The 20669-nt window shown below is 63.7% G+C and carries 22 protein-coding genes; 6 read left to right on the forward strand and 16 right to left on the reverse strand.

From position 1 onward, the window contains the following. Window positions 1–22: 22 nt before the first annotated feature. Window positions 23–313, reverse strand: a complete 291-nt coding sequence (locus AC5ZG5_RS24555; RefSeq protein WP_028166313.1) for an usg protein — start codon at window positions 311–313, stop codon at window positions 23–25. A 388-nt stretch (window positions 314–701) separates the two neighbouring features. Between AC5ZG5_RS24555 and groES the strand changes: the two genes are divergently transcribed. From groES to AC5ZG5_RS24570, 3 genes are all read left to right on the forward strand, one after another. Continuing rightward, on the forward strand, window positions 702–1016 hold the full coding sequence (gene groES, locus AC5ZG5_RS24560; RefSeq protein WP_028166314.1) for a co-chaperone GroES: 315 nt from the start codon (window positions 702–704) through the stop codon (window positions 1014–1016). Between the two features lie 42 nt (window positions 1017–1058). Continuing rightward, complete coding sequence (gene groL, locus AC5ZG5_RS24565) at window positions 1059–2699, forward strand: chaperonin GroEL (RefSeq protein WP_028166315.1); 1641 nt, start codon at window positions 1059–1061, stop codon at window positions 2697–2699. A 162-nt stretch (window positions 2700–2861) separates the two neighbouring features. Continuing rightward, window positions 2862–3149 carry a GIY-YIG nuclease family protein gene (locus AC5ZG5_RS24570; protein WP_456644412.1) on the forward strand — a complete coding sequence of 96 codons (288 nt, stop codon included), beginning with the start codon at window positions 2862–2864 and terminating at the stop codon, window positions 3147–3149. A gap of 180 nt (window positions 3150–3329) precedes the next feature. Here the strand turns inward: AC5ZG5_RS24570 and AC5ZG5_RS24575 are convergent, their stop codons facing one another. The 3 genes from AC5ZG5_RS24575 to AC5ZG5_RS24585 all read right to left on the reverse strand — a co-directional run bounded on the left by AC5ZG5_RS24575 (window position 3330) and on the right by AC5ZG5_RS24585 (window position 6238). After that, on the reverse strand, window positions 3330–4094 hold the full coding sequence (locus AC5ZG5_RS24575) for a substrate-binding periplasmic protein (protein ID WP_456644413.1): 765 nt from the start codon (window positions 4092–4094) through the stop codon (window positions 3330–3332). An 8-nt stretch (window positions 4095–4102) separates the two neighbouring features. Next, window positions 4103–4450, reverse strand: a complete 348-nt coding sequence (locus AC5ZG5_RS24580) for a c-type cytochrome (protein WP_456644414.1) — start codon at window positions 4448–4450, stop codon at window positions 4103–4105. A 63-nt stretch (window positions 4451–4513) separates the two neighbouring features. Beyond that, complete coding sequence (locus AC5ZG5_RS24585; RefSeq protein WP_456644415.1) at window positions 4514–6238, reverse strand: pyrroloquinoline quinone-dependent dehydrogenase; 1725 nt, start codon at window positions 6236–6238, stop codon at window positions 4514–4516. A 416-nt stretch (window positions 6239–6654) separates the two neighbouring features. On the opposite strand from AC5ZG5_RS24585, the gene AC5ZG5_RS24590 reads away from it, so the two are divergent. After that, on the forward strand, window positions 6655–7110 hold the full coding sequence (locus AC5ZG5_RS24590) for a GIY-YIG nuclease family protein (RefSeq protein ID WP_456644416.1): 456 nt from the start codon (window positions 6655–6657) through the stop codon (window positions 7108–7110). On the opposite strand, the gene AC5ZG5_RS24595 is transcribed toward AC5ZG5_RS24590, so the two are convergent. From AC5ZG5_RS24595 to AC5ZG5_RS24620, 6 genes are all read right to left on the reverse strand, one after another. Then, window positions 7031–8188: a DUF2778 domain-containing protein gene (locus AC5ZG5_RS24595; protein ID WP_456644417.1), complete on the reverse strand. Its 1158-nt coding sequence runs from the start codon at window positions 8186–8188 to the stop codon at window positions 7031–7033. The two genes, AC5ZG5_RS24590 and AC5ZG5_RS24595, sit on opposite strands and share 80 nt — an antisense overlap. A 284-nt stretch (window positions 8189–8472) precedes the next feature. Continuing rightward, complete coding sequence (locus tag AC5ZG5_RS24600) at window positions 8473–9168, reverse strand: DUF899 family protein (RefSeq protein WP_456644418.1); 696 nt, start codon at window positions 9166–9168, stop codon at window positions 8473–8475. Window positions 9169–9368: 200 nt separating this feature from the next. Continuing rightward, window positions 9369–10871, reverse strand: a complete 1503-nt coding sequence (locus tag AC5ZG5_RS24605; protein WP_456644419.1) for a glycosyltransferase family 39 protein — start codon at window positions 10869–10871, stop codon at window positions 9369–9371. Window positions 10872–10878: 7 nt separating this feature from the next. Continuing rightward, window positions 10879–12012 carry a glycosyltransferase gene (locus AC5ZG5_RS24610; protein ID WP_456644483.1) on the reverse strand — a complete coding sequence of 378 codons (1134 nt, stop codon included), beginning with the start codon at window positions 12010–12012 and terminating at the stop codon, window positions 10879–10881. 248 nt (window positions 12013–12260) lie between these two features. Further along, window positions 12261–12458, reverse strand: coding sequence for a hypothetical protein (locus AC5ZG5_RS24615; RefSeq protein ID WP_028166323.1), 198 nt, complete (start codon window positions 12456–12458; stop codon window positions 12261–12263). Window positions 12459–12698: 240 nt separating this feature from the next. Next, window positions 12699–13058: a hypothetical protein gene (locus tag AC5ZG5_RS24620; protein WP_456644420.1), complete on the reverse strand. Its 360-nt coding sequence runs from the start codon at window positions 13056–13058 to the stop codon at window positions 12699–12701. Between the two features lie 138 nt (window positions 13059–13196). Between AC5ZG5_RS24620 and AC5ZG5_RS24625 the strand changes: the two genes are divergently transcribed. Together AC5ZG5_RS24625 and AC5ZG5_RS24630 are read left to right on the forward strand one after the other, a co-directional pair. Beyond that, window positions 13197–14012, forward strand: coding sequence for a DUF72 domain-containing protein (locus tag AC5ZG5_RS24625; RefSeq protein ID WP_028166325.1), 816 nt, complete (start codon window positions 13197–13199; stop codon window positions 14010–14012). An 11-nt stretch (window positions 14013–14023) separates the two neighbouring features. After that, window positions 14024–14485 (forward strand): DUF488 domain-containing protein, encoded by a 462-nt coding sequence (locus AC5ZG5_RS24630; protein ID WP_456644421.1) that lies wholly within the window; start codon window positions 14024–14026, stop codon window positions 14483–14485. Between the two features lie 125 nt (window positions 14486–14610). On the opposite strand, the gene AC5ZG5_RS24635 is transcribed toward AC5ZG5_RS24630, so the two are convergent. The 6 genes from AC5ZG5_RS24635 to AC5ZG5_RS24660 all read right to left on the reverse strand — a co-directional run bounded on the left by AC5ZG5_RS24635 (window position 14611) and on the right by AC5ZG5_RS24660 (window position 20587). Continuing rightward, entirely contained in the window at window positions 14611–15525 is a 915-nt protein-coding gene (locus AC5ZG5_RS24635; RefSeq protein WP_456644422.1) for a PhzF family phenazine biosynthesis protein, read from the reverse strand. Between the two features lie 9 nt (window positions 15526–15534). Continuing rightward, entirely contained in the window at window positions 15535–16836 is a 1302-nt protein-coding gene (locus tag AC5ZG5_RS24640; RefSeq protein ID WP_456644423.1) for an adenylate/guanylate cyclase domain-containing protein, read from the reverse strand. A gap of 138 nt (window positions 16837–16974) precedes the next feature. Further along, entirely contained in the window at window positions 16975–18141 is a 1167-nt protein-coding gene (locus tag AC5ZG5_RS24645) for an ABC transporter permease (protein ID WP_456644424.1), read from the reverse strand. A gap of 6 nt (window positions 18142–18147) precedes the next feature. Then, the gene (locus AC5ZG5_RS24650) at window positions 18148–19095 is read right to left on the reverse strand and encodes an ABC transporter ATP-binding protein (protein WP_456644425.1); all 948 of its coding nucleotides are present in this window, start codon (window positions 19093–19095) and stop codon (window positions 18148–18150) included. Continuing rightward, a complete protein-coding gene (locus AC5ZG5_RS24655) occupies window positions 19092–19877 on the reverse strand; it encodes an HlyD family secretion protein (protein WP_456644426.1) in 786 nt (261 codons plus the stop codon). The genes AC5ZG5_RS24650 and AC5ZG5_RS24655 overlap by 4 nt, the downstream gene beginning before the upstream one ends. Then, the gene (locus tag AC5ZG5_RS24660) at window positions 19874–20587 is read right to left on the reverse strand and encodes a TetR/AcrR family transcriptional regulator (RefSeq protein WP_456644427.1); all 714 of its coding nucleotides are present in this window, start codon (window positions 20585–20587) and stop codon (window positions 19874–19876) included. Before AC5ZG5_RS24660 ends, AC5ZG5_RS24655 begins: the two co-directional genes overlap by 4 nt. Window positions 20588–20669: the final 82 nt, after the last annotated feature.

Genomic DNA, 20669 nt, shown 5'->3' on the forward strand with positions numbered 1-20669 from the left:
TCCGCCCGGCAGTCGTCTCGTCTCAGTGCAAGCGGAAGACGCCGTCGACGGCGCGCAGCTCCGCCGGCTTGATCAGCTTGGAATGCGCAACGGTCACCGAGTGCAGCGGTCCCTCGAGCTGCTCCTGCCAGAAGGCGAGGAAATCCTGCAGCGCAGGGAATTTCGGGAAGAGGTCGTAATTCTGCCAGACGTAGGTCTGCAGCAGTGAAGGATGGTCCGGCATTCGGTAGAGGATCTGTGCCGTCGTCAGCCCATAACCCAGCATCTGCTTCCGGAAATCGTCGGAAGCAACCCCACCAACCCGCGAGACCATATGCCAACCTCCGTTTTTTCGAAGGAGCGCATTCACGGGATGGCCTGCTAGCCGAGCCACCCCCGCGGAGATGCGCTCACATGAGGGAATTGTGACGCATAGGGCCAACTCATCACAAGCCCAAATGTTTAGGTGGCTGTTGAAAAATCGTGCATTAGCAGCAACTTAGCGCATCTGCTAATGCAGGTCTCGCCGTCGCTCGCTGCCCAGGTTAATGATGATAAACGATACTGGCAGGCGGCGATTTCGAGTGCCAATTTTTCTGCTACAAACCCTTGCTCCCACACAAAGTCTGGCCTATCTCCATCGCGGCTGGTTTGGCACTCGCCAAGACAGACTGCTAACGCTCCAGAATTCTACAGCATCCAGAATAGCTTAGGAGGACTGCATGAGTTTCCGTCCGCTTCACGACCGCGTCGTGGTCAAGCGCATCGACGCCGAAGAGAAGACCGCTGGCGGCATCATCATTCCAGACACTGCCAAGGAAAAGCCCTCCCAGGGCGAAGTCGTCGCCGTCGGCCCGGGTGGCCGCGACGAGGCCGGCAAGCTGATCCCGATCGACCTCAAGGTTGGCGATCGCGTCCTGTTCGGCAAGTGGTCTGGCACCGAGGTCAAGATCGACGGCCAGGAGCTGTTGATCATGAAGGAAAGCGACATCATGGGCGTCCTCGACGTCCCCGCTTCCAAGAAGAAGGCGGCCTAAGGCCCTCCCTCCCAGGATAAATCCCTCAAGGAAAAAACTCACATGGCAGCTAAAGAAGTCAAATTCTCCGTCGAAGCGCGCGACAAGATGCTGCGCGGCGTCGACATCCTCGCCAACGCGGTGAAGGTCACCCTCGGTCCGAAGGGCCGCAACGTGGTGCTCGACAAGTCGTTCGGCGCTCCCCGCATCACCAAGGACGGCGTCACCGTCGCCAAGGAGATCGAGCTCGACGACAAGTTCGAGAACATGGGCGCCCAGATGGTGCGCGAAGTCGCCTCCAAGTCCGCTGACGCGGCCGGCGACGGCACCACCACCGCCACCGTGCTGGCCCAGGCGATCGTGAAGGAAGGCGCCAAGTCGGTCGCCGCCGGCATGAACCCGATGGACCTGAAGCGCGGCATCGACCTCGCGGTCGAGGCTGTGGTTGCGGACCTGCAGAAGAACTCCAAGAAGGTCACCTCCAACGACGAGATCGCCCAGGTCGGCACCATCTCCGCCAACGGCGACGCCGAGATCGGCAAGTTCCTCTCCGACGCCATGAAGAAGGTCGGCAATGAGGGCGTGATCACGGTCGAGGAAGCCAAGTCGCTGGAGACCGAGCTCGACGTCGTCGAGGGCATGCAGTTCGACCGTGGCTACATCTCGCCCTATTTCGTCACCAACGCCGACAAGATGCGCGTTGAGATGGACGACGCCTACATCCTCATCAACGAGAAGAAGCTCTCCTCGCTGAACGAGCTGCTGCCGCTGCTCGAGGCCGTGGTGCAGACCGGCAAGCCGCTCGTCATCGTCGCTGAAGACGTCGAAGGCGAAGCCCTCGCCACCCTGGTCGTCAACCGCCTCCGTGGCGGCCTGAAGGTCGCAGCCGTCAAGGCTCCGGGCTTCGGCGATCGCCGCAAGGCCATGCTGCAGGACATCGCGATCCTGACCGGCGGCCAGGCGATCTCGGAAGATCTCGGCATCAAGCTCGAGAACGTCACGCTGCAGATGCTCGGTCGCGCCAAGAAGGTGATGATCGACAAGGAGAACACCACGATCGTCAACGGCGCCGGCAAGAAGGCCGACATCGAGGCGCGCGTGGCGCAGATCAAGGCGCAGATCGAGGAGACCACCTCGGACTACGACCGTGAGAAGCTGCAGGAGCGTCTGGCCAAGCTTGCGGGCGGCGTCGCGGTGATCCGCGTCGGCGGCGCGACCGAGATCGAGGTGAAGGAGCGCAAGGATCGCGTTGATGACGCGATGCACGCGACCCGCGCGGCTGTGGAAGAAGGCATCGTTCCGGGCGGCGGCGTCGCCCTGCTCCGTGCTTCCGAGCAGCTCAAGGGCATCCGCACCAAGAACGACGACCAGAAGACCGGCGTCGAGATCGTGCGCAAGGCGCTGTCGGCTCCGGCCCGCCAGATCGCGATCAACGCTGGTGAAGACGGTTCGGTCATCGTCGGCAAGATCCTCGAGAACAAGACCTACGCTTACGGCTTCGACTCGCAGACCGGCGAATATGCCGACCTCGTCAAGAAGGGCATCATCGACCCGACCAAGGTCGTGCGCGCCGCGATCCAGAACGCAGCCTCCGTGGCGGCACTCTTGATCACCACCGAGGCGATGGTCGCCGAGCTGCCCAAGAAGGGCGGCGCCGGCCCCGCAATGCCTCCGGGCGGCGGCATGGGCGGCATGGACTTCTGAGCAGTCCTCGCTTCAGAGCGATCCACGAAACGCAAAACCCCGGCAGCAATGCCGGGGTTTTTGTTTCAGTCGTCTTGATTTTGCGCACGGGCCGGCAATACGCTCAGCCGTCATTCCGGGGCGCGCGAAGCGCGAGCCCGGAATCCATTTCACGGCTCGCTCATGGCCTATTACGTCTACCTGCTCGCCAGCAAGAAATACGGCACGCTGTACCTGGGCGTGACCAACGACATCATTCGCCGCATCTATGAGCACAAGACCAAGACCGTCCCCGGCTTTACGAAGCGATACACGGTGGACAGACTGGTCTGGTTCGAAATCTACGACGACCCGACGACAGCCATCGCGCGGGAGAAAGAACTGAAGAAGTGGCGAAGGGACTGGAAGATTCGGCTCATCGAGGAGAAGAATCCCGATTGGATCGATCTTTATCCGGAGATTACGGCCTGAGCTCGCGGATGAATGGATTCCGGGCTCGCGCTTCGCGCGCCCCGAAATGACGAAAGATAGACCCTCTCCGCCCGTCATTCCGGGACGACGCGCAGCGCGGAGCCCGGAATCCATTTCACCGCTTGCGCAGAGCTCTCCACTCACGCGGATTGCGAATACCGAGCGTTCTGGCAGCGCAACTCACTTCGGCGGCTGCAGCTCGACGTCGTAGCGCGCGTAGATTCGCGCGAGCGTGCCGTCGGCCAGCAAGGCCTCCAGCGCAGCGTCGATGCCTTGTCGCAGCTTCTCGTCCGGACTGAGTATCCCGACGGCGACATTCCAGTTCAGGTCCGGCTCGTCCTCGAAGGCCGGGATGCGGCGGACGCGTGCGTCGGGATGGGTGTGGTTGAACCAGCCGATGGTGGCGGGCGTGACCGCCGCGGCATCGATCTCGCCTTTGGCGAGAGCTTCCATGATGTCATCCTCGAACGCAAACGGCGACGCCTTGACCCCTCGCTTGCCGAGCATCATGGACACGATCGAGCCGACCTGCACGCCGACCCGCTGCTCCGATCCCAACTCCGCCAGTGACGCCGCGGTAGAGTTCGGTCCCACCGCCAGCACGACGCCGCTGCGGTGATAGGGCCGCGACATGCGTAAGCCCACCTCTGCCAGCACCGCGCGGTCGGCGATCGCATCGAGGATGACGTCGCAATCGGCGCGGCGATACTGAAAGCTGTTGATGACCCAGTGCTGCTCCAGCGAAACCTCGAGCCGCTTCGCCAGCTCCCTGGCGATTTCGACCTGGAATCCCGGAACGTCGCCCTGCCTGCTGGCAAACGGCAGCGCGTTGGGATGCGCACAGAGCGTGAGCGCACCGCGCTGCCGGATCGCGTCAAGCGGGCGCGCCGCGGCGTCGGCGGCGCCGCACAAGGCCAGCAGGCTCGCGAGAACGACCAATCGCATTGCCGGCATCACTCCTCGAGCGCCCGGATATAGGCCACGATCGCCATGATCTGGCTCTCCGAAAAGGCGCCGCCGAAGGCCGGCATCGCGCCCGGTTTGCCCTTCCTGATCCGCTCCGCGAGAAAATCATCGTCGCGCTTCGTGCCGGCGAGCTTCGGTCCCTTGCCGGCGACGCGGCCGCCGTTCTGGTGACAGAAGCCGCAAGAGGTCGCGAACATGGTGCCGCCCTCGATGTCGCTCTCCTTGGCCGACTGATCCCGGTTAGGCGCCTGGCTTTGCTGCGCGCAGACGCCCAACGGCCACGAGGACTGCCACAACAGCGCAATGCCAGTGGCGAGAAAGATTGATTTCGACATTCGCATCAGGATTGCAGCGGTGGGACGCCACGGCGCCCCACCGCCTCCCCGTTCTTATTGTTGTTACTTCAGCGAAAAGACGACGAGCGCACCGGCATCCTTCGGCATGCTCTTGTAGGGTTCGCCGAACAGCGCCGGAAATTCATCGGCCACCATGCCGCCCCATCCGGCCGGCACCGCGATGTACTGCTTGCCGCCGGCGGTGTAGCTGATGATGCCGCCATTATGGCCGACGCCATTATAATGCGACCACAATTCCGACCCGGTCTCGGCATTGTGGGCGTGCAGCACGCCACGCGAGTCCGGCACGAATACCAGGTTGCCGCCGGTTGCGAGCACACTGGCGAGCGGCGGCTCGCTGAAGGTGACCTCCCATTTCTTGTCGCCGGTGACGGGATCGCGGGCACTGAGGTGTCCGCGCGCCGGACCGTCCGGCGGCGGGACCAGCTTGAAGTTGGCGCCGATGTTGAGCTGCGCCATCGGCTCGGTGATCGGCGTGGTCTTCACCACGTCCACGTCCATGCACCATTCCTGTCCGAGCTTGTACCAGAGGCCGGTCTTCGGGTTGTAGGAGCCCGCGTTCCAGCTAATGCCACCGGCGATCGCCGGGCAGAGCGGCGAGCTCGTCTGGCCAAGCGACAGATCGCGCCGACCAATCAGTTCGCCGGTCTTTGGGTCGATATCCTTCACGAAGTTGATGTTCTTCGCGAGCCGCCACACGTTCTGCACTTTCCCATTGGTGCGATCGTAGACAAAGACGAAGCCGCCCTTGTTCGGATGCACGACGAGCTTGCGACCGTCGCGGTCGATCATCAGGAATTCACCGACCGCCGAATCGAAATCCCAGGCGTCGTGCGGCAGCTCCTGGTGATAGAACTTCAGCTTTCCGGTATCGGGATCGAGTGCGATGACCGAGGTGGTGTAGAGGTTGGTGCCGGGCCGCGGCCCGCTCTTTTGCCAATCCGCGCCGGACCAGTCGTACAGCGGTGCGGGGTTCGCCGTGCCCCACCAGATCGTGTTGGTCTCCTGATCGTAGCCGCCCGGCATCCAGGCGCCACCTCCGCCGGTGCGCCAGGACTCATTGGCCCAGGTCGCCTTGGCGTCCTCGGTGCCGGCGACCGTGAAGAACTCCCATTTCTTCTGGCCGGTCTTGATATCGACGCCGAATAGCGGGCCACGCGAGGTCCACTCGCCGCCCTGGCTGCCGATGATGACGGTGTCCTTCACCACTAGCGGCGCGCCGGTGAAGCCGACGGTGAGCTTCTTGGAATCGACCAGCTTGGTGTCCCACGCTGGCTTACCGGTTTTCATATCAAGCGCGATGAGACGGCCGTCGACGGTGCCGACCAACACCTTGCCATCGCCGAGCGCGACGCCACGGTTGTACGGCGAGTGCGTTTGCATCGCCACCAGTTGTTCGTCGAGCTCGGGGAAATACGACCAGATCAGCTTGCCGGTCGCGCCATCGAGCGCGTAGACGCGGCTGTAGGAGCCCGAATAGTACAGCACGCCGTCAGCAGCGAGCGGCATCGACTGCAGGCCGCGCGTCGAGCGACCCGGCATATGGATCCATGCGACCTGAAGATTCTTGACGTTATCAGCGTTGATCTGATCGAGCGCGCTGTAGTGATACGACTTGTAGCCGCCATGGTAGGTCAGCCAATCGTTCGGCGTCTGCTCAGCCGCCTGCAGGCGCGCCGGATCGATCGCCAATGCGGGTGACGCAACAGCCACAGCGGCCAGCACGAATGCCGCACCGCACGTAAGGTACTTGATACCGATTGCCATTGGATTCCTCCCCTTTGATTTTTGGTCTTCATGTCATCAGAATTGCATCCCGCCTGCTTCGCGCAGCGGTTTTGTCCTCCCTCTTGTGATTGTCGATTTGTCGTCGCGGCGCGTACATAGCTCTCCCTCTTGGCGGAGAATGTCGAAGCGCACCCGTGGATAGAAAATAGCCTAGAATGCCCTCTCGAACTGTCAAGCTTCAACACGGCCCTGAGCGCGGCCTTTTGTGTTCCCCGCCGAAACGCGAGCGTCTAGAAGTGGATCGATTTTGCCTGGAAATTGTGACCTGTCTTCTCGGATGAATGGATTCCGGGCTCGATGCTTCGCATCGCCCCGGAATGACGAGGGATCGACTCTCCTCTCGTCATTCCGGGGCGCGCGTAGCGCGAGCCCGGAATCCATTTCGCCGCGGACGCATGGCCTATTACGTCTATCTACTCGCAAGCAAGACATACGGTACGCTGTACCTCGGCGTGACCAACGATATCATTCGCCGCATCCATGAGCACAAGACCAAGGTGGTCTCCGGCTTCACCAAGCGATATGCGGTCGACAGGCTGGTCTGGTTTGAAATCTACGACGATCCGATTACAGCCATCACGCGTGAGAAAGAATTGAAGAAGTGGCGAAGAGACTGGAAGATTCGGCTCATCGAGGAGACGAATCCGAATGGATCGATCTTCACCCGGAAATTGCGAGCTGAATTCTCGGATAAATGGATTCCGGGCTCGCGCTACGCGCGCCCCGGAATGACGCGGGGATGGGCTTGCACCTCATTCACGCACCAGCGCGTCACTGCACCTTCGCCAGCACCGCGAGCCGGCGGATGCCCTTGTTCCGGTACGCATCCAGGAACGCATAGTAGTTCTTGAACGAGACGCAGCCGTTGGAATCGCCGTTGGGCCCGAGCATGTAGGTGTGCGCGAGCAGGCCGGAGCGGCCGTAGATCTTGTCCTCGCCACCGATCGGCGTCAGGCGCAGCGCGGGCACGCCGTGAAACAGCGCTTCGCGGGGCTTGAGCTCGTAGATGTGCGGCGGCGTCACGCCCTGCATGCGGACATGCGCATAGCGGACGTCGTCGATCTTGGAGCCGAGGCCGGAATGCGCCTCGAGCCTGGTGCCGTCGGGCAGATACACCGTCGCGGCGGAGATGTCATAGACCGCGGTCTGGCGGTCATAGGGCGGCGAGCCGCCGTTCATCGGGTTCTGGCTCAGCGTCGAGGGAATGCTGGCGGTGACGTTGGCATCGGCAGATGCGAACGACAGCAGCGAGCCTGAAGACTCGCGCTTGCCCCAGAGCTTTTCGACGATCGACTGCTTCTCGCCTGAGGCGATCGACATCACCGCCGCCTTGGCGCGCGCCGCCATGTCGCGCACGCCGGACGATTTTGCCGCGGGCTTGGTGTCGACCGGCGCGGCCGGCGTGTTGAGCGCGACCTGCAATGAGGTCGCCGCTTCCTTCTTCGCCGCTTCAACCCCCTTCGGCGCAGCACCTGACTTGGCTTCGGCGAGTTTGGCTGCGGCGGCCGGCTTCGACGCTTCTGCAACCTTCGGCGCTTCCGCGAGCGGCGCGGCCTCAGCCGCCCGTGACTCCACGCCCTCCGGAGCGGCGGCCGCAAACCTTTCGTTAAACATAATCGAAGCCGAGCTTGGCTCAGGTTTCGACAAGGTCGGCGGCGGTGGCGGCAACGACGCGAACACGTCGTTGAAGGATGGCGTCGGACGCGCGGCGACCGCAGCCTCCCGGTTCACTGCGGGCGTCTCATAGGCGGCACCGCCCATCGTGGGATAGACGTTCGCCGCGAAGATATTGGTGTAGACGGTCCAGGCGCAGCCGACGACGAGCGCCGCGACCGCGGCGCTGCCGATGAAATGGTGAGGGAGGACTTTCCGGGAAGATTTTTTGCGGGAGGGCGCCGCAAAGCCAAACGCACCGGTACTCGTACTCATTCGCCTTGCGTCCAGAACAGTTCCACTTCTTCCTCGTGTGCGAGTGCGGGACAATCGCCGGAGCATCTCGCAGAGGCGCGAAGCGTCATTAAGGCGACTTTTAGTTAAATGCGGATTAAACGCGGGCAGATCTGGGGCGTGAGGAACGGCGGGGAATTTCCTTGTGAATTACCCCGGAATCTTGCGGAAATAAGGCAGGATTTATCGCTGTCCCAAAGCGGGATTCGACGGCCCAAGTCGCTGCCCAAGTCGCTGCCCGAGTCGCTCGCTTCTAAGTCGCGCGCTCAGTAACTCAACTTCGGATACCAGTCCGTGCCGCGGCCTTCTGGCGTGGTGTCGAGGATGGTCCAGAGCGGATCGATGTCGGGCGCGCCGCGCGGGTCCTGGCCCGGGTCGGACATCTTCGATCCCATCTCGCCCGACCAGAAATGACGGATGGTGCCGTCGCGCCGCGTGAAGACGTTGTAGGCGGGCATATCGGCATCATCAACGCTGACGTAATCGCGCGTGTAGTCGCCGGACATATCCGAGAAGATCTTGTGCCGCGTCCAGCCGCGCGCCTGCTTCGCCGCGACCAGACGCTCGATCGGCGAGCGCGCCACGAACACGAAGGCGATGCGCTGCTCGACATCGGGCAGCTTGGCCTCCCAGGTTCCCATGAATGAGGTGCACATCGGGCACGGCTTCTCACGCTGCGGCCCGAACATGTAGCTGTAGATTACGAGCGTCTGCTTGTCGCCGAACAACTCCGGAAAGCCGCCCTTGCCGCGCTCGCCGACGAACTCGTAAGCCTTCGTCACCTCGCCGCCCGGCGGCAAGGCCCGGCGCAGCGCGGCGACACGCTCGATCTGGCGGCGCAGCTCGATCTCCTCGACGAGCAGCGCCTGCCGTGCCAGGCGATAGTCCGCGCTCTCGTTCGGGCGGCGCGTGGTGTTGGTGGCGGCGAGTTCGGCGGCGGGTTTCAGGATGGAACTGGTCATGACGGAACCTCGCTGGTTGGCGATGTCTGTAGAAGACGTTTCCGGAGGCACGAAGACGACATGCTGGCCGGAAATTTCTGCGTACTCGCATCGCCCGCGCCGATCGTCATACGCGGGCTTGACCCGCGTATCCATCGATCTTCAAAGAACTCTTGAAATGATGGATTGCGGGGTTAAGCCCGGCAATGACGGGGCCAGCCCTACTGCAGTTCCGGCGGCGGCGAGCGATCGAAGACGTCGCCCTTCGGTTCCTCCAGGACATACAGCGCGTAGCTCTCGATCACGAGCGGGCCGCGCTTGCGCTGCACCTCGGCGATCCTCTCCACATGGGAGAACATCTCCTTCAGGAACGGCGGATCCTCGGGCCTGATTTCATGGACATAGAGCAGCTTTCCGGCAAGCTCCGCCGCGCTCGGCTCTGATGCGTTGACCCAACGGTATCGCTGGGTCTGCTGCGCGACGCAGGTGCCCTTCGGCAGATAGAAGACGAGCCAGCTCGTGGTGCCGTAATCCGGCGCCAGCACGCAGGTCGCGCCAGTACGTGCGCGCGCCGCTTCGATTTCCGCCGCCGTCTCGTGCCAGCCGACGCCGACGCTGCGCACGGTGGCATCGCGGCGATAGAGCGAGAGCACGCCGGTATTGGCCTGCACGATCAGCAGCACGAACATCACGATCCCGGTCGGCGCCGCCCGGCGGCGGCAGAAATCGGCAAGCCGCTGAAAGCGTCCCTCCCACGGCACCATCGTCGCCGCTACCGCGGCCGCGACCATGAAGGGCGGATAGACCGGTGCGAACCAGTTGGCTTCGACGCGCGCATGCAGCGAGTGCCAGATGAAATAGACCACGATGATCCAGAACATCAGATTGACGAGCAGGCGCGAGGCGAAGGCGCCCGTGCGGCGGAACGCGAGCGCGTGCAGCCCCATCGCACCGAGGATGAAGACGAGCGGCGTCGCAAACGCGATCTGGGTCGGGATCAGTTCACCGATGAAGGCCAGCCTGAAATCCTCGATGCGCGCCCGCCCCATCTGCTTGATGAAGGAGACCCAGTGGTGATCGGCGTTCCAGAGGATGACCGGCGCGAACATCAACAGCGCGAGAAGGCCGCCGAGGTAAAGCCAGGGCGACAAGAACCAGCGCCGCAGCTTCGGCACCACGGCGAGCCAGATCAGGATCGCCGGGCCGAAGAACAGCGCGGTGTATTTTGACAGCAGTGCAGCGCCGGCAGCAGCGCCGACCGCAAGCCACCATGCGCCCTGCCCCGTCTCCAGCACCTTGGCGAGCGCGAACAGCAGGAGGCTTGCGGAAACCAGAAGCGGCGCATCCGGCGTCACGATCATGGTCCCGACCGCGGCCAGCAGGGTGGCGTTGAGCAGGATCGCCGCGCTCGCCGCCACGCGCGTGCCGCCGAACAGGATCTCGGCCGAGCGATAGACCGCCCAGCTCATCGGCAGCGCCAGCAGGATCGAGACCAGCCGCACGCCGAGTTCGGTATCTCCGGCAATCAGCGTGCCGGCACGGATCACCAGCGCAACCATCGGCGGATGGTCGTAGTAGCCGCCGGCGAGACTCTTCGACCACATCCAGTAATAGGCTTCGTCGAAGGTGATCGGCGTAAGAGCGGCGGCGAGCAGCCGCAACAGGACGAGCCCGACGACGGTTACGACGGTCGTGCGGACGAGACTCGTCTCGTTCGGATTCATGTCCCAATCATCGCTTGCGCCAGACGAACAGTCCGGACATCGCGTAGTTCCAGACCACGCCCATCAGCGCGCCGGCCGCGCCCGCAAGCCACCAGATCGGTTCCTGGTCATAGACCGAGAAGGCGACGCCGACATTGGCGAGCAGGCCGACGCTGCAGACGAGGTAGAACAGCAACAGGCCGCGCAGGATCGCAAAGCCCTTCAGCCGCTGGTCGCGATAGGTCAGGAAATTGTTGAGGACGAAGTTGCTGGTCATCGCGACGATCGCGCCGGTTGCCTGCGCTTCAGGAAACGGCGCGCCGAATACTTCCAGCGCAACGTATAACGCGGCAAGATGCACGAGCAGGCCGAGCGAGCCGACCAGGCCGAACAGCACGAAGCGGAGCGAGATGACGTCATGCGTCAGCTTCGCGAGCACGAGGCCGAGGAAATCCAGCGCGACCATGGAATCGAGCTTGCTCTCGCCATGCTGCCGCGAGCCGAACGTATAGGGAATCTCCACCGCGCGCAGCTTGCCCTGGGCGGTGGCGACGACGTCGAGCAGGATCTTGAAGCCTTGGGTCGAAAGGTCTGGCGCCAGCTCCTCGAAGCGGTCGCGGCGGATCGCGAAGAAGCCGCTCATGGGATCGGCGATATCGACCCGCAGCAAGCGGCGCGCGATCTCGGTGGCGAACGCGCTGGCGCCGGCGCGCTGCTTGTTGAACCCCTCGGCGCGGTAGCCCTCGATATAGCGGCTGCCGACCACGAGATCGGCCTTCCCGTCCCGCAAGAGCTCGACCATCTTCGGCAGTTGCGTCTCGTCATGCTGCAGGTCGGCGTCCATCACCACGGCGTAGGGGGCGCTGGAGGCGAGGATGCCCTCGATGCAGGCGCCCGAGAGCCCGCGCCGTCCGACCCGGCGGAGGCAGCGCACGCGGGAATCCTGCCGCGCCAGGCCGCGCACCACCTCCCAGGTTCCATCAGGGGAATTGTCGTCGACGAAAACGACCTCCCAGGGGATACCAGCGAGCGTCGTCTCCAACCGCCGGTACAGGACGGTGACATTGTCACGCTCGTTGAAGGTGGGGACGACAACCGAAAGAAGTGGCAAACCAACGGCCTGCGACGGGATTTCGGGGCCCGGTTTGATGGCGTCATTCATGGCGGCCAAGCGTATATCCGCGCCGCCAAGCCGCGGGAAGCCCTAAACGCCGGCTGGAATGCGGGAAAACGGGCCTGGGGACGCCCAAAAATGCCAACGACCACGAACAACAGGCGCGCGTACATCCGGCGCTGCCGTGCTATTACGTGGTCGTCCCAGCGCCAGAGCCCTTGCAGGCTGCGACGGCGCCGTTAAAAGCTAGATAGGAACCGCTATGCGTTTCCGCAAGGGCTCCTGGGGCGCTTACGCTAGTTCGGCACCTCCCGAATCACCGGCCCCCTCGGGGCCGGCTCGGCCGGTGCCGGTTGCGCCGCAGCCGGGGGCTGCTCCGCGGGCGGCTTAGGGGGCTTGCCCATCTGCCCGATCGGCCCATACACGACCGCCGCCCCCAACACGATGACGGCGACGATGGCGCCCAATAGGCCCCCGACCGATTGCGATGTCATACCCGATTGTCCCAGCAACTGGAGGGTCTCAGCCAAGCACCCTCTTGGCCCGATCATACCCTGACGGGTCGCTGATATCACGAACAATGGCAACCAAGGAATAGCGATGGGCGCCGCTCCCTGCCCCGTCATTGCGAGCGAAGCGAAGCAATCCATCGCGCCACTTGCGGAGGCATGGATTGCTTCGTCGCTATCGCTCCTCGCAATGACGGCCGGGGCGCTCTGGTGGCCTATTGCCTGCTATTTCGCCGCCGCCTTGCGTCGGACGAAAGCGGTGATGATGTCGTTTTGCGCAAGCTCGATGGCGCGGTTGGCGGTGGCCAGATGCGCACTCGCGTCCTGGTTCGGAAATTGCTCGGTGAGGAAGCCGATCAGCGAGGCCCGGAAGTTCTGCCGCTCCGAGGGACATGCGCTCGCCATCAGGGAAGCGAACTCCTGGTCCGACATGGTCTTGTTGCTGTCGCGGGGATATTCGCGGGCGAGGCAATTCCAGTAGGCGTCGCGGCCGATCACGGCGAGCTTGTGCGCATCGTCGAGATCGTCATCGGCGATCGCGGCGGAGGATATCAGAACCAGAAGGGCCGCGATCATCATGCGCATTGTTGTTCTCCTTTTTGGCTATCCTAGCGCGGACGGCCTGGATCGATAAGCGTGGAAAGCTTGCCGCCGGCCAACTGGCCAATCACGATTTATTTGACTACTCTCGGGGGTGTCCCCTCCTCACGATGAGTTCTTCTCGTGGCCAAAGCCCCAAAGAAAACTGCAGGCAGCATCTATATCGGCATCGGCGGCTGGACCTTCGAGCCGTGGCGCGGCGTGTTCTATCCGGAAAAGCTCGCGCAATCGAAGGAGCTGTCCTATGCCGCATCGAAGCTGACCTCGATAGAGATCAACGGCACCTATTACGGCTCGCAGAAGCCGGAGAGTTTCCGCAAATGGGCCAGCGAAGTCCCTGATGGATTCGTGTTCTCCGTGAAGGGCCCGCGCTTTGCGACCAACCGCCGCGTGCTGGCGGAGGCTGGCGATTCCATCAAGCGGTTCTATGATTCCGGCGTGCTGGAACTCGGCGACCGGCTCGGGCCGGTGCTCTGGCAATTCGCGCCGACCAAGAAATTCGACGGCGCCGATTTCGGCAAATTCCTCGAGCTGTTGCCGCGCAAGCTCGACGGCCGCGCGCTGCGCCATGTGGTCGAAGTCAGGCACGACAGTTTCTGCGTGCCCGAATTCGTCGCGCTGATCCGCGAGTTCGAGACGCCGGTCGTATTCGCCGAGCACGGCAAATATCCGGCGATTGCCGACGTCGCGAGCGACTTCGTCTATGCGCGGCTGCAGAAGGGCAATGACGAGATCAAGACTTGTTATCCGCCGAAGCAGCTCGACGCCTGGGCCAAGCGGTTCGAGGAATGGGCCGGCGGCGGCGATCCGGACGACTTGCCGCATGTCGAGAAGACAAAACCGAAGAAGGCGCCGCGCGATGTGTTCGCCTATGTGATCCACGAAGGCAAAGTGCGGGCGCCGGCCGGCGCGATGGAGTTGATCGAGCGCGTAAAGTGACTGGACGCCGGATGGCCAGGGCCAAGAAGCTCTTCACGATCGGCTACGAGCAGACACCGCCCAAAGCGGTGCTCGATGAGCTCGAGCATGCCGGGGTGAAGCTTCTGGTCGATGTCCGTGCGGTCACCTCATCCCGCCGGCCAGGCTTCTCCAAGAAGCAGCTTGCGGCGGCGCTCGACGAGCGCGGCATCGCCTATATCCATCTCGCAGCGCTCGGCACCCCCAAGGAGGGACGCCTTGCCGCGCGCAGCGGCCAGCACCAGCTTCTCCGCACGATCTACGGAAAGCACCTGAAGACGTCGCAGGCAAAAGAAGAGCTCGACGAATTGTCGTCGCTGGTGAAGAAGGCCGGACCGGTGTGCCTCATGTGCTATGAGCGCGACCACACGCATTGTCACCGCCAGATGATCGCCGAGATCATCGAGGACCGCGACGGCGTGAAGGTGGAGAATTTGGCAGCGCCGCAGGTGTAGCCACCGCCGTCATTCCGGGGCAGCCCGCAGGGCTGAACCCGGAATCCATCGGGCCACAAGCGCAAGCGGAGAAATGGATTCCGGGCTCGCGCTACGCGCGCCCCGGAATGACGAGAGGGTGCATCTCACCCCTCCCCCTCCAACTCCAACGTCCCCTCCATCATCTTCACGCAGCCGCCGCCGACATGCACGGACGCCACCGTGCCGCCCTGCTTGCGAACACGGGTGAGCAACAGGCTCGGCCGGCCCATGTCGACGCCCTGGCCGATGCGCAATCTCAATTCACCGTCACGCCTCTCGTCGAGATCGGCAAGGAATGCGGCGGCGGCCGCGGTCGCGCTGCCGGTGGCAGGGTCCTCGGAGAGGCCGCTCGAGCCCGGATGGAACATGCGCGCCTGCAGGTCGAGCGGCTGCTCGCTTGCGGGCACGTCGCGCGTGTAGAAATAGACAGCATCCGAACCGTCGCAGGGAAACGTCCGCGCGAAGGCCCCAGCATCCGCACGTGCCCGCTTCAGCGCATCGCGCGAAGCGAGCTCGACCATCAGGAACGGCAGGCCGACCGAGACGGTCTGCGGTGGATGCCGGTCCGTCTTCACGTCACTCGCCGAAAGCGACAGGCAGGCCGCGGCCTGTTCGACATCAACGCGCGACAGCCGCTGCAGCGGTTGCGGCGCGGTGAGCTCGGCGCCCGTGACCCTGCCCTGCTCGCTCAGGATCTCGACCGGCACGAGCCCCGCCTTCTCCTCGAATCTCAGCCGCGCCGGCGGCTTGGCCGCGAGCGTTGCCAGCACGAAGGCGGTGCCGACATTCGGATGGCCGGCGAACGGGATTTCGGATCGCACCGTGAAGATGCGGACCTGCGCGTCGTTCGCGCTGTCCTGCGGCGGCAGCACGAAGGTCGTCTCGGAATAGTTGAACTCGGTCGCGATCGCCTGCATCTGCGCGGTCGACAGCCCGGCGGCATCGAGCACCACGGCGAGCGGATTGCCGCCGAACGCGCGGTCGGTGAAGACATCAACGGTGATGTAGCGACGCTGCATGAAATCCTCCTATCCCAGTTGCCACACCGCAACCGGCTTCTCGTAGCCGCGGATCGGCACCTCGCCGCGCGGCACTGCATCGCCAGCCGCCTCGCCGATCGCCTCGCGCACTTCGGACGAGATCAGGAACTGCGAGTTGAGCTCCTTGTTGAGCGCCTCCAGCCGCGCAGCAAAATTCACGGTGTCGCCGATCACGGTATATTCCTTGCGCCGGGGCGAGCCGATATTGCCGGCGACGACCTCGCCGATATGGATGGCGATGCCGATGCGCAGCGGCCAGCTCGTGGTCTCGTTGAAGCGCTCGTTGGCGAGCAGCATCTCGCGTGCCGCGGCCACCGCCTGATGCGCCGCGTCCTCGGCTTCGAGCGGCGCGCCGAACAGCGCGAGGAAACCGTCCCCCAGGAACTTGTTCACGATGCCACCGTGGCGATCGAGGATATCGACCAGCACGGCAAAGGCACGGTCGAGCCGCTCGACCACTTCCTGCGGCGAGCGCGTCCGCGCGCCCGCGGTGAAGCTGCGGAAATCGACGAACATCACCGCGACACGACGGGTATCGCTGTCGGTCGACGCGCCCTCGGTCATCAGCCGTTCGACCACCTGCGGCGAGACGTGCTGGCCGAACAGGTCGGTGATGCGGTCGCGCGCCGTCGCCGCCGCGATGCTGGCCTCGAACTGCCGCCGCAACTGCATGCCGACCGCGCCCGCCAGCATGCCGCAGATCAGCACGATGAAGCTGCGCGCCGCATGATAGTAGAGGTTCGGCTCGGCATCGGGATGAAAGAACATCGCCAGACAGAACAACTGAGCTGCGGCAACGAACCCGGTGAAAGTCGAGAGCCAGAAATCCAGTCGCAGCGTCGAGAGGATGATAAAGATGAAATAGAGAAACGGCGCAGCGAATCCGAGCGCAGCGACCGATCCCATGCTGTCGATATGGAGCGCCAGCGCGACCGTGGGCAACGAGGTCTCGATCAGCGCGCCGATGTAGCGCCGCACCACGGGCAGGTCGCGCCCTCCGCGCATATGTCGGGTGATCGCACCATGCACCCACAATTCGAACAGAATGAACGGCACAGTGATGTAAAAGAGAAATGATACCCTGAGATTGCCGTGCCAGACGCGGCTTACGGCCTCGGGCGCAAAGAAGTCGATGCCCAAACCGATGACACCGAGCAGCACCGCTGTCCCGATCAGCGCCTTGATCCGAAGCAGCTCGGTCGTCATCACCTCGCGCATCAAGATCTGGTGGAATTCGGCCGATACGGCCGAATCCTGCGCCTCTTTTTTCCTTCCCCAGAAACCGGCCATTATCTCCGCCTGTCATTCCGGGATGGTCCGAAGGACCGGACCCGGAATCTCGCGCTTCCCTGATGTACTATCGTACATCATAGTTCGATGCTTCATCGCCCCGGACTGACGTGGATAAATTGAGATCGATATATTGCCTCAATCGAGCGTGCGACGGAAGCGTGTCACGGCGATCGTCATCGCCACCAGCATCAGGACAATGAGTGCAATCGTGTCGTATTGAAGGTTGGCCAGGCCGGCGCCCTTCAGCATGATGGCGCGGACGATGCGGACGTAATGCGTCAGCGGCAGGCCCTCGCCGAGATATTGCGCCCATAGCGGCATGCCCGCGAACGGAAACATGAAGCCGGAGAGCAGGATGCTCGGCAGGAAGAACATCATCGAAAGCTGCATCGCCTGCAACTGGTTCTGCACGATGGTGGAGAACGTATAGCCGATCGACAGGTTGGTGGTGATGAATAGCGTGGTCAGCGCCGCCAGGAGCAGCACGCTGCCGAGGATCGGTACCCCGAACAGCAACACGCCGATGCCGACGATCAGTGACGCCTGGATGAAGCCGACAATGACATAAGGAATGATCTTGCCGAACATCACCTCCACCGGCTTGATCGGCATCGACAAGAGGCTCTCCATGGTGCCGCGCTCGATCTCGCGCGTCACCGACAGCGCGGTGAAGATCAGCATGGTCATGGTCAGGATGGTGCCGACCAGGCCGGGCACGATATTGAGCCGCGACTCGGCGGCGGGGTTGTAGCGGGCGTGCGTCCTGATCTCGAACGGCATGTCCGGGGGATCGCCGACGTGCAGATCGTGCTCCAGCGCGGTCTGCACCAGGGCGCCGAGCGCACCGAGCGCCGCGCTTGAGGCGATCGGATCGGTGGCGTCGGCGGCGACCAATAGCGCCGGCTTGTCGCCGCGCCTGACCGCGCGCTCGAAGCCGCGCGGGATCTCGACACCGAACAGCACCTTGCCGGACTTCAGGAGGTCGTCGAACTCGGCGACATCGTGCACTTCCCGGGTGAAGCGGAAATAGGCGGTGTTCTCCATCGCCTTCAGGATCGAGCGCCCGAGATCGCTGTCCTCCTGGATCAACACCGCCGTCGGCAGATGCCGAGGCGTGGTGTTGATGGCGTAGCCGAACAGCAAAAGCTGCATCACCGGGATCATCACGATCATGGCGAAGGAGACGCGGTCGCGGCGAAGCTGGATGAATTCTTTCACCAGCATCGCATAGCTGCGTCGCCAGAAGCCGAAGGCCGGCTCCCTCGTCTCGACCATAGGATGGACTGCGTCGATCGCGCTCATTGGAAATTATCCTTGGAAATTATCCTTGGAACGCCCCATGAGATCGATGAAGACGTCTTCGAGCGACGGCTCGCTGTCCTGCCAGTGCCAGCGCGGATCATCGCGATAGGACGCAACGGTCGTGTCCAGTGCCGCCTTGTCGCGGCCGGACACATGCAGGCTGGTGCCGAACGGCGCCACCATGTCGATGCCGCCCTTGCCGGCGAGCTCGGCGGTGAGAACGTTGAGATCGTCGCCGGTCACCGTATAGGTCGAGAGCGCCGAGCCCGCGATCACCTCTTCCACCCTCCCATGCGCCAGGAGATGGCCATAGGCGATGTAAGCGATCTCATGGCAGCGCTCGGCCTCGTCCATGTAGTGCGTGGAGACCAGCACGGTCAGGCCTTCGGCCGCGAGCGCGTGGATCTCGTTCCAGAAATCGCGCCGCGCCTTGGGGTCGACGCCGGCGGTCGGTTCGTCCAGCAGCAGAAGTTTCGGATTGGGCAGCGTGCAAGCGCCGAGCGCAAGCCGCTGCTTCCAGCCGCCGGAGAGATTGCCGGCAAGCTGCTCCTCCCGGCCGCTCAAGCCAATGCGCCCGATCATCTCGCGCGCCGCACTACGTGCGTCAGGCATGCCGTAGAGCCGCGCGACGAATTCCAGATTCTCGCGCACCGAAAGGTCCTGGTACAGGCTGAAGCGCTGGGTCATGTAGCCGACCAGGCGCTTGATGCGGTCGGCATCGCGGCGGATATCGTAACCGAGGCAGGTGCCATTGCCGCTGTCGGGCGTGAGCAGGCCGCAGAGCATGCGGATGGTCGTGGTCTTACCGCTGCCGTTCGGCCCCAGGAAGCCGTAGATCGTGCCGCGCCTGACCTGCATCGACAGATCATGCACGACCTCGCGGCCGCCGAACGATTTGGTCAGGCCATGGACATCGATAGCGATCTCAGCCGTATGGTTCGCGACCGTGCTCATCGCCGATCCGCCACCGGCGTCTTCGGATTGAGATAGACACTGATCGGCTGCCCGACGCGCAAGGCATCGGGCCGGCTCGGCCGCGCCTGGATCAGGTAGACCAGCTTGTTGCGCTCATCGAGGCTGTAGATCACCGGCGGCGTGTACTCAGCCGTGGTCGCGATGAAATAGATCTTGGCGGTGAGATCGACAGCGCAATTGTCGCACACGACGCGCACCTGGTCGCCGATCGAGAGCTTCGGCAGTTCGGCCTCGGGCACGAAGAAGCGCAGCTTCATGTTGCCCGGCGGCATGATCGAGAGCACCGGCCGCTGCGCCGCCACCATCTCGCCCTCGCGGAAATAGATCTGCTGGATGGTGCCGGCGACCGGCGCAAAGCCCTTGCGCCGCGCCAGCCGCGTCTCCGACGTGTTGACCTTCGCTTCGGCCACGCGCAGCGCCGAGACGGCGGCGTCAAGATTGGCCTGCGTGCCCGCGCCTGTCCCTCTCAAGGAAGCGGCGCGGTCATAGGTCTGCTGCGCGTTGGCAAGCGTCGCCTTGTTCTGGTTGAGATCGGCCTGCTGCAGATCATCGTCGACGGAGTAAAGGAGATCGCCGACCTTCACCTCGTCGCCTTCGCGCACGTTGAGCTTCACCACGCGGCCGGCTTCATCCGGGCTGACAAAGATCATGTCGGCCTCGACCCACCCCTGGAAGCCGGGATCGCGCCGCTCCTGGCAGCCGGCCAGCGCCGCCGCCAGCGCCACCATCGCCAGGATCTTCGCCAGGCGCGACGAAGTCATGTCGTCCTCCGCTCGCCGAAGATCAGATCGAGATGGACGCGAAACATCTCGATCGCATCCAGTGGCGAATGCCGGCTGAACATGCTCTGCCAGATCACCGCGATCAGTGCCGGCGCAATCATGATCTGCGGATAGCGCGCCAATTCCTTGTTGCGGATCTCGCCGCGCGTGATCCCAAGCTCGATCAAGGCGCGCATGCCGGCCATCCCGCGCGAGACCACTTCGCGGAAATAGAAATCGGCGATTTCCGGAAAGCGCGGCCCCTCGCTGACGATCAGGCGCACGATGTCGCCGCGCGATGTCGAAGCGACCTCCCGGATGAACATTTGCGCAAAGCCCTCCACCGCCTCGCGCACTGATCCATGCAGCGGCGCCGGCGACGCCATGCGGTCGATCAGCGGCACCAGCGCGGTCCGGATCAATTCCTCGAACATCGATTCCTTGTCCTTGAAGTACAGGTAGATCGTGCCCTTGGCGACGCCGGCGCGCTTGGCGATATCGTCGAGCCGGGTCGCGGCAAAGCCGCGCGCGACGAACTCTTCCATCGCCGCCTCCACGATCGCAGCCCGCCGCTCCGCCGCGCGCTCGGCGCGGTTCGCCCCGCTGCCCGCGATCTTCGGCGAGACCACTTTCGACACCTTGGCGCGCGCCGCCCTGCTGGCGGTCCGGCGCGCCTTGGGCGGAGCGGATGGTTTGGGGCGGTGCTTCATGCTCAAATAATGACTGACTGGTCAGTCATTGTCAAGAACACGGAACGCTCCTCGTCATTCCGGGATGCGCCGAAGGCGCAGG

This window comes from Bradyrhizobium sp. Ses1, assembly GCF_059512365.1.

Excerpts from the sequence above, each read along its gene's own strand:
- AC5ZG5_RS24660 (WP_456644427.1), bottom strand. The coding sequence starts at position 20,587 with ATGAAGCACCGCCCCAAACCATCCGCTCCGCCCAAGGCGCGCCGGACC.
- AC5ZG5_RS24630 (WP_456644421.1), top strand. The coding sequence starts at position 14,024 with ATGGCCAGGGCCAAGAAGCTCTTCACGATCGGCTACGAGCAGACACCG.
- groL (WP_028166315.1), top strand. The coding sequence starts at position 1,059 with ATGGCAGCTAAAGAAGTCAAATTCTCCGTCGAAGCGCGCGACAAGATG.
- AC5ZG5_RS24635 (WP_456644422.1), bottom strand. The coding sequence starts at position 15,525 with ATGCAGCGTCGCTACATCACCGTTGATGTCTTCACCGACCGCGCGTTC.
- AC5ZG5_RS24585 (WP_456644415.1), bottom strand. The coding sequence starts at position 6,238 with ATGGCAATCGGTATCAAGTACCTTACGTGCGGTGCGGCATTCGTGCTG.
- AC5ZG5_RS24590 (WP_456644416.1), top strand. The coding sequence starts at position 6,655 with ATGGCCTATTACGTCTATCTACTCGCAAGCAAGACATACGGTACGCTG.
- AC5ZG5_RS24610 (WP_456644483.1), bottom strand. The coding sequence starts at position 12,012 with ATGAATGACGCCATCAAACCGGGCCCCGAAATCCCGTCGCAGGCCGTT.
- AC5ZG5_RS24640 (WP_456644423.1), bottom strand. The coding sequence starts at position 16,836 with ATGGCCGGTTTCTGGGGAAGGAAAAAAGAGGCGCAGGATTCGGCCGTA.
- AC5ZG5_RS24615 (WP_028166323.1), bottom strand. The coding sequence starts at position 12,458 with ATGACATCGCAATCGGTCGGGGGCCTATTGGGCGCCATCGTCGCCGTC.
- AC5ZG5_RS24605 (WP_456644419.1), bottom strand. The coding sequence starts at position 10,871 with ATGAATCCGAACGAGACGAGTCTCGTCCGCACGACCGTCGTAACCGTC.
- AC5ZG5_RS24645 (WP_456644424.1), bottom strand. The coding sequence starts at position 18,141 with ATGAGCGCGATCGACGCAGTCCATCCTATGGTCGAGACGAGGGAGCCG.
- AC5ZG5_RS24570 (WP_456644412.1), top strand. The coding sequence starts at position 2,862 with ATGGCCTATTACGTCTACCTGCTCGCCAGCAAGAAATACGGCACGCTG.
- AC5ZG5_RS24555 (WP_028166313.1), bottom strand. The coding sequence starts at position 313 with ATGGTCTCGCGGGTTGGTGGGGTTGCTTCCGACGATTTCCGGAAGCAG.
- AC5ZG5_RS24575 (WP_456644413.1), bottom strand. The coding sequence starts at position 4,094 with ATGCGATTGGTCGTTCTCGCGAGCCTGCTGGCCTTGTGCGGCGCCGCC.
- AC5ZG5_RS24650 (WP_456644425.1), bottom strand. The coding sequence starts at position 19,095 with ATGAGCACGGTCGCGAACCATACGGCTGAGATCGCTATCGATGTCCAT.
- AC5ZG5_RS24655 (WP_456644426.1), bottom strand. The coding sequence starts at position 19,877 with ATGACTTCGTCGCGCCTGGCGAAGATCCTGGCGATGGTGGCGCTGGCG.
- AC5ZG5_RS24600 (WP_456644418.1), bottom strand. The coding sequence starts at position 9,168 with ATGACCAGTTCCATCCTGAAACCCGCCGCCGAACTCGCCGCCACCAAC.
- AC5ZG5_RS24580 (WP_456644414.1), bottom strand. The coding sequence starts at position 4,450 with ATGTCGAAATCAATCTTTCTCGCCACTGGCATTGCGCTGTTGTGGCAG.
- groES (WP_028166314.1), top strand. The coding sequence starts at position 702 with ATGAGTTTCCGTCCGCTTCACGACCGCGTCGTGGTCAAGCGCATCGAC.
- AC5ZG5_RS24620 (WP_456644420.1), bottom strand. The coding sequence starts at position 13,058 with ATGCGCATGATGATCGCGGCCCTTCTGGTTCTGATATCCTCCGCCGCG.
- AC5ZG5_RS24595 (WP_456644417.1), bottom strand. The coding sequence starts at position 8,188 with ATGAGTACGAGTACCGGTGCGTTTGGCTTTGCGGCGCCCTCCCGCAAA.